This window comes from Thiorhodococcus drewsii AZ1 (assembly GCF_000224065.1).
GTDB classification, from domain to species: domain Bacteria; phylum Pseudomonadota; class Gammaproteobacteria; order Chromatiales; family Chromatiaceae; genus Imhoffiella; species Imhoffiella drewsii.
Genome location: NZ_AFWT01000075.1, coordinates 1 through 6,145 on the forward strand (window position 1 = coordinate 1; position 6,145 = coordinate 6,145).

The window sequence follows — 6,145 nt, forward strand, 5'->3', positions numbered from 1 at the left end:
CGCAAAAAGCACTCGGGCATATCGCTCCGATTCAAGCCCTCAAGGATTGGGCCGAGAAGCGCCCCGAATTATTCAAAAAGCGTGTATATAATCTTCGGGGACTTGACACTCCTTCAAGCTCCAAACATCCGTGTAAAGGTCGTCAGAGCAGAAACGCTGGACGCCAAAGCCGCCGTGCCAGGTATTCTGCGAGCAAGTCTTACACGACAGCGCGTGCCGCCGGAATCTGCCCCGTCTCTAGGAGCTGCTCGATCAGGCGCAGATTAGCCTCCCAATCATACTCCGCCAGCACCAGATCACGCCCCCTCGATTCAGGCGGCGGCGGACTCTTCAAGACCGCCAGCACCTGATCCGCAAAATCTTCTGCCCGCTCCGCCACGCGTGGCGCGAAGCTCTGATGCGACAGGATACCGGTCAGGGCATCGGACGTCGCCACCATCGGCAGCTCCATGGCCATGGCTTCCAGCGCCTTGTTCTGAATGCCTCTAGCGATCCGCAGCGGCAGCACGGCCATGCGCGCGTGCGCGAGATAGGGGCGCACATCCGGCACCCCGCCGGTGACCCGGATTCCAGGACGCGCAGCCAACTTCTGTACATCGGATGAGGGCCGCATGCCGACGATGAAAAACTCCACGGCTGGCCTCGCCGCCCGAATCCGCGGCAGCACCGCATCGGCAAACCACAGTACGGCCTCGATATTCGGCCAATAGTCCATGGCTCCAGTGAAAACGAGCGGCTCAGCCCCCGGCGGATAGGGGTTCTCGAAAGTCAGCGCCGGATCGAAATACTGGCTGTCCACCCCCTGCGTTCGATAAGTTACGCGCTCGACTGATTCAGGCGCAAGCCTCGCAAATAGCCGAGCCTCCTCACGTGAGATGAATAGGCTAATGTCAAGCTCTGCGGCCATACGCCTCTCGAACTCCAAGAGGCGCTTCGCCTCGCGGGCATAGAGCCAACGTACCGGCCAAGCCTTGCTAGCGGAATAACTACGCCATTTTTCTGAGTCGACATCATCAAAATCCAAAACACTGCGCATTGGCAGTGCCAGACGGCCACTCACATATTGAGCCATCGCACCACTGTACACGAGCACTGCTTGAGGCATCTCATTTTCGAGCACCGCGCAGACCCAGCGCTTGAGTTCTGGATGCCGCAGGTAAGGGATGGACAATGGCTCGCCGCTCAGCAGACCCTGCAAACTCCTCAGACGCCCCCAGGTCGGAATGATCTCCGGAATACAGGACGCCCGGCAGTAGCTTTTGACGATGCCCACATGCTGGCGATCATCCGGATCGTCGACAAAGGTGCCCAGATACACCTCATAGCGCTGCGCAAGATACCGCAGCAGATTGAAGGAGGTGATTTTGTCGCCCTTGTTCGGTGGATAAGGAAGGCGATGAACCAGGAAGAGAAGCTTCTTGCGCATGCGCTCAAGATCGATGAAAAACCGGTTATAAGATCCGAGCAGCCAAGGTATCCATTACCTCGACTGCGCGCACGGCCATTGAGAAAAATCTCGACCTGTCAACTCCCCAAGCCTTACAACGCACTCTTGGAATTCCGCCGCCAGCAGCGCGTACTCACGATTCGTCACCGGCGGCACACCTTTAGTCATTCGCTTTGCACCCCATTCCAAAAAACGCCTCGGCAACAGATTTTTTGAAGCTCTAACCGCTGCATTGAGCCCTCCGATAGGGGCAAGCAAGCGATTCACAAAACCCCAAGGGCCGCTATAAACGAACGACTTGTTCTGCGCTCGATCTTGCTGGATCAACACATCGTCTTGCAGATCCAGGAACCTAAAGCAGCTGCGCGCCGTGTCGAGCAGGGCCGCGATGAAATCTTCGAAGGTGAGAAAAAGAAAATAATCTAGAGGAAAATATTCAAGAAACAGTTCAATCTTGCCGAAATAATGACTGGTGCGCAAGAAGTAGGTTGTCTCACGCACGGCAATCTCAAAAGCACGAGTCTCTCGACCGGCGCGCACTTCATGCCAGTAAGACGAAAAGGCCCTGGCCACTGGATCGCGCATGATGTAAATAAAACGCGCATCCGGCGAGACACGGTGGATACGTGGGGGAACCCCATTAAAGCCTGACTCGACCCCGATGTCCTGCGGGAAGTACATCGGCAAGCAGGCACAGCTATAGCTCGTCGAGGCATCCAAACAAATCCGACCCGGATGTGCAAACTCTGATTTACCTGCATCCAAGCCCTGGCGCCAACGGCCAGAGAAGATATCAGGCTCCTTGGACTTTGCCAGACAAATCGCGGGGTGCTGCCCTAGTACCACAGACCTGAAATTGCCGGGATAATGGCAGGCGACGATCCAACCCCAGCCAGAGGAGTCGCCCGCCATCGCCCGTCCAGCCCCTTTGATTGTTCTCTGCCCGGAGCAACGCGCAGAGCTCGAGCGCATCGCGCGCAGTCGCGAAACGCCCCACCGCTTGGTCCAACGTTCGCAGATGGTGCTGCGCGCCGCTGACGGCGAGACCAACAAGCACATTGCACGCGCCCTCGGCGTCAACGAAGACGGCGTCGGGCAGTGGCGGCGGCGTTGGTTCGACGCCCACGACCGACTCGCCGCCGTAGCGGGCCAGCCCAAGCGCCTGCGCGCTGTGATAGAAGAAGTGCTGGCCGATCGTCCGCGCTCGGGGGCTCCAGGCGATTTCACGCCCGAGCAGATCTGCCAGATCATCGCCCTAGCCTGCGAAACACCACCCCCTCCCTTGACCCACTGGACGCGCAAGGATTTGGTGCGCGAGACGATCCAGCGCGGCATTGTGCCAACCATTTCGGCCACGACAATCGGCCGTATTTTAAAATCAGGCCGACCTCAAGCCGCATCGGACCCGCTACTGGCTCAATCCCAAGATTCCTGACGAGGCGGCCTTTCGCGAGGAGGTCCGCACGGTGTGCACCCTCTATCATCAAGCACAGGAACTCCATGCGCAGGGCGTGCATGTCATCTCCACGGACGAGAAGACCGGCATTCAGGCCCTGGAGCCGATCCATCCGTCGCATCCGATGCGTCCAGGCCGGCCCCAAGCCGTCGAGTTCGAATACACGCGCCACGGCACCCAAGCGTTGATCGCCAACTTCGAGGTCGCCACTGGGAAGATCCTCGCGCCTTCCATCGGCGACACCCGCACCGAAGCCGACTTCCTCGCCCATCTCACCGCCACCGTCGACACCGATCCGAAAGGCGAATGGATCTTCATCTGCGATCAGCTCAACATCCACCAATCGGCCAGCCTGGTGGCGTTCGTCGCTCAGCGCTGTGAGATTACGACGGATCTCGGTCGCAAAGGCCAGGACGGCATCCTCAAAAGCATGGCCTCCCGGGCCGCTTTCCTCCAGGATCCCGACCACCGCATTCGCTTCGTCTATACCCCCAAGCACTGCTCCTGGCTCAACCAAGTCGAGATCTGGTTCGGCATTCTGACCCGACGTCTACTCAAGCGCGGACAGTTCTCATCTACCGAGGAGCTCAAAGCACGGATCCTCGAATTCGTTGATTTCTTCAACCAGACTCTCGCCAAACCCTTCCGCTGGACCTACAGTGGCAAGCCACTGATGGCGTAAATTAACCAGTGAATTTCAGGTGCGAAGTACTAGAAGACTGGCAAGGGTGCGGCCTCGACATGATGTGTCTCTGAGGCCTATGCTGTAACTCCTGGAGTTAATGTCAAATCTGGTGTATGGCCTCCATCAGGCGGCGATCCGATCTGACTGATCGTTCAGTTGTTCTCCATCGCGGAACGGGACGTTATTGACGACCAGTTCCAGTTTTCCAAATCCCTTGATGCGTCTCCAGTTCTTCTGCGCCGACTGGAGCAGCTTGAAGACCATCGCCAACGTGGTCTCGCGTGCCCCGCAGTTGCGGGTGCGGTTGGTGCGTAGGCGCACGGTGGCGAAGGTCGATTCGATCGGGTTGGTGGTGCGAATATGCACCCAATGCTCGGCCGGATAGTCGTAGAAAGCGAGCAAGGTCTCCCGATCCTTGGCCAGGCAAGCCATGGCCTTCGGATATTTGGCCTCGAAGCGCTTGAGGGCGCGCTCGAATGCCTGGTTGGCCGATGTGCGGGTCTCGGCCATCCATATCTCCTGCAGGTCGGCCTTGACCTTCGGCTGCACGGACTTGGGCAGCTTGGCGAGCACATTGGCTGTCTTGTGCACCCAGCAGCGCTGGTGGACGGTGTCCGGATAGGCCTTGGCGAGCGCCTTCCAGAACCCCAGCGCCCCGTCGCCCACGGCGAGCTTGGGGCCGGCCGTCAGTCCACGCTCGCGGAGGCTGGTAAGCACTTCGCCCCAACTGGCCTCGGACTCCCGATAGCCATCCTCGACGGCGACCAGTTCCTTGTGGCCATGCTCGGTGACGCCGACGATCACCAGCAGACAGACGCGATCATCTCGGCGCACGTTGCTGTAGACGCCGTCGGCCCACCAATAGACGTAACGCCGATCGCTGAGGTCGCGCTGGCTCCAGCGCCGATGCTCCTCGCTCCACTGCTGCTTGAGACGCACAATGGTGTTGGCCGACAGCCCCTTGGCTCGATCACCGAGCAACGCCGCGAGCGCTTCCTGATAGTCACCAGTCGAGATCCCCTTGAGATAGAGCCAGGGGATCAGTTCCTCGACACTGCGCGAGCGCTTCAGATACGGCGGCAGCAGGCTCGAGTGGAAGACCGCTCCACCACCACGGCGGTCACGGACCTTCGGCACCTTCACCGCCACGTCTCCCAGGCCCGTCTGCACCGTCCGTTCGGGCAGGTAGCCGTTGCGCACCACCGCTCGGCGCCCATCCTCAAGGCGTTGATCGGCATACCCGGCCAAAAAGCTCGCCAACTCCACCTCGACGGCCTGAGCGATGAGTTCGCGCGCCCCTTTCCTGAGCAACGCATGCAGCGGGTCGTGCTCCTCGATCTCTGGTTGTGAAAGACCTTCAAGCGTAGACTCGGTCATGGCGTATCCACCTCTGTCGTCTGTGATCTTGGTCGTGATCAGTCGGCAGGATACGCCATCCCTTCTCTGAGTCTGTACACCAGAAATCACAATAACTCATCCCGAATCGGAGGAGACCATTATCATCTTTATGTTACGCAGCAGCCGCCTTCAGGCGCCTGAGTTCGCTGAAGGTTGCTGAAGCGCCTCGACATAGAGCTTCGCGCGGAGCGCGAAATGGTTGAGCTTGTGGACTCGCTTGAGGCATTCGAGCTTGAAGGCAGCACAGATCGATAGGAATACATGATTGGACTGCGTGCGCAGCGTTCGGGTCGGCGATTTGGCCAAGGCTGCGTTGGACTTGAGCGATTTGTGATGCTTCTTGACCTTCCAGCGTTTTTTGTGGAGGCATGGCGACATGCTCGTCATCGCACGTCAGATCACTACAGACAAGACTCAACCGACCGGTGCTGCCATCTTTGTTCGTAAAGACTCGGCCAACGAGAAGCACTTCAACCAACCGCGCATGACCTGCTTGTTCGACTGCAGCGAATCCACCCGCACGAAGCGCCCTTGCTCTTTGTCAGCCTGGCTCAAGGCCACCAGCCAATTGTCCTTGAGAACCGCCACGAAATGTTTGTGCTTGCTGAGGATGAGCTCGAAGTTGTCCTTGGACGCAAACCAACTGTCCATGAGCACGTAACGAAACACCAACTGGTTCCTCAGCGCTTGGAGAATCATCTCCTGGAGCAGGGTGTTCTTTGTCACCTCGCTGGCCCGCTTGATCCGTCGGGTGGCGACATCGCAGAACTGCAATGGCTTGCGAATCAAGCGAGAATCAACGGGGACTTGACACCATAATCAAGGGGCCAATATGAGTATTACGCAGAATGGCTATAGCCATCTGGGGTTATATCCATACAGGCCCTTTCGGCTTTAGGAAGTGTCCATCAACTGTTTCCCGATTTCATCGTAGTCGGTATGCTTGGTCGATCATGAAGTGATCTCCGAGGGTGCGGGATGGCAGCGGTTGAGGTCGTGATTCCGGAAGCCGTAGAAGGGCATGTCAAGGTGGTCTTTGATCAGCTCAACGAGAAGCACCGCCGCTGGGTGGCGGCTCTGTTGTCGGAGGTCGTTGGTCACGGCGGGACGAAGTGGGTATCTGAGGTAACAGGGCTAGATCCGAAACCGTGCGCCAAGG

Annotated in this window: 5 protein-coding genes and 3 pseudogenes; 4 read left to right on the top strand and 4 right to left on the bottom strand. The window is 58.5% G+C overall.

Annotated elements, in window-relative coordinates; translation table 11 throughout:
- A pseudogene (locus tag THIDRDRAFT_RS26960) lies at positions 1-107 on the top strand (IS481 family transposase); the annotation flags it as partial.
- Positions 108-199: 92 nt separating this feature from the next.
- Here the strand turns inward: THIDRDRAFT_RS26960 and THIDRDRAFT_RS22610 are convergent.
- Positions 200-1,426 (bottom strand): TIGR03087 family PEP-CTERM/XrtA system glycosyltransferase, encoded by a 1,227-nt coding sequence (locus THIDRDRAFT_RS22610; protein WP_007043253.1) that lies wholly within the window; start codon positions 1,424-1,426, stop codon positions 200-202.
- 54 nt (positions 1,427-1,480) lie between these two features.
- Positions 1,481-2,359 carry a sulfotransferase family protein gene (locus tag THIDRDRAFT_RS24240; protein WP_007043254.1) on the bottom strand — a complete coding sequence of 293 codons (879 nt, stop codon included), beginning with the start codon at positions 2,357-2,359 and terminating at the stop codon, positions 1,481-1,483.
- 88 nt (positions 2,360-2,447) lie between these two features.
- On the opposite strand from THIDRDRAFT_RS24240, the gene THIDRDRAFT_RS22620 reads away from it, so the two are divergent.
- A complete protein-coding gene (locus tag THIDRDRAFT_RS22620; RefSeq protein WP_281054778.1) occupies positions 2,448-2,882 on the top strand; it encodes a helix-turn-helix domain-containing protein in 435 nt (144 codons plus the stop codon).
- A gap of 31 nt (positions 2,883-2,913) precedes the next feature.
- Entirely contained in the window at positions 2,914-3,585 is a 672-nt protein-coding gene (locus tag THIDRDRAFT_RS22625; protein WP_007043256.1) for a transposase, read from the top strand.
- 126 nt (positions 3,586-3,711) lie between these two features.
- Here the strand turns inward: THIDRDRAFT_RS22625 and THIDRDRAFT_RS22630 are convergent, their stop codons facing one another.
- Positions 3,712-4,965 carry an IS256-like element ISTdr1 family transposase gene (locus tag THIDRDRAFT_RS22630; protein WP_007043257.1) on the bottom strand — a complete coding sequence of 418 codons (1,254 nt, stop codon included), beginning with the start codon at positions 4,963-4,965 and terminating at the stop codon, positions 3,712-3,714.
- A gap of 133 nt (positions 4,966-5,098) precedes the next feature.
- Positions 5,099-5,793, bottom strand: a pseudogene (locus THIDRDRAFT_RS27430) (transposase); the annotation flags it as partial.
- Positions 5,794-5,964: 171 nt separating this feature from the next.
- Here THIDRDRAFT_RS27430 and THIDRDRAFT_RS26585 point away from each other — a divergent pair.
- A pseudogene (locus tag THIDRDRAFT_RS26585) lies at positions 5,965-6,145 on the top strand (transposase); the annotation flags it as partial.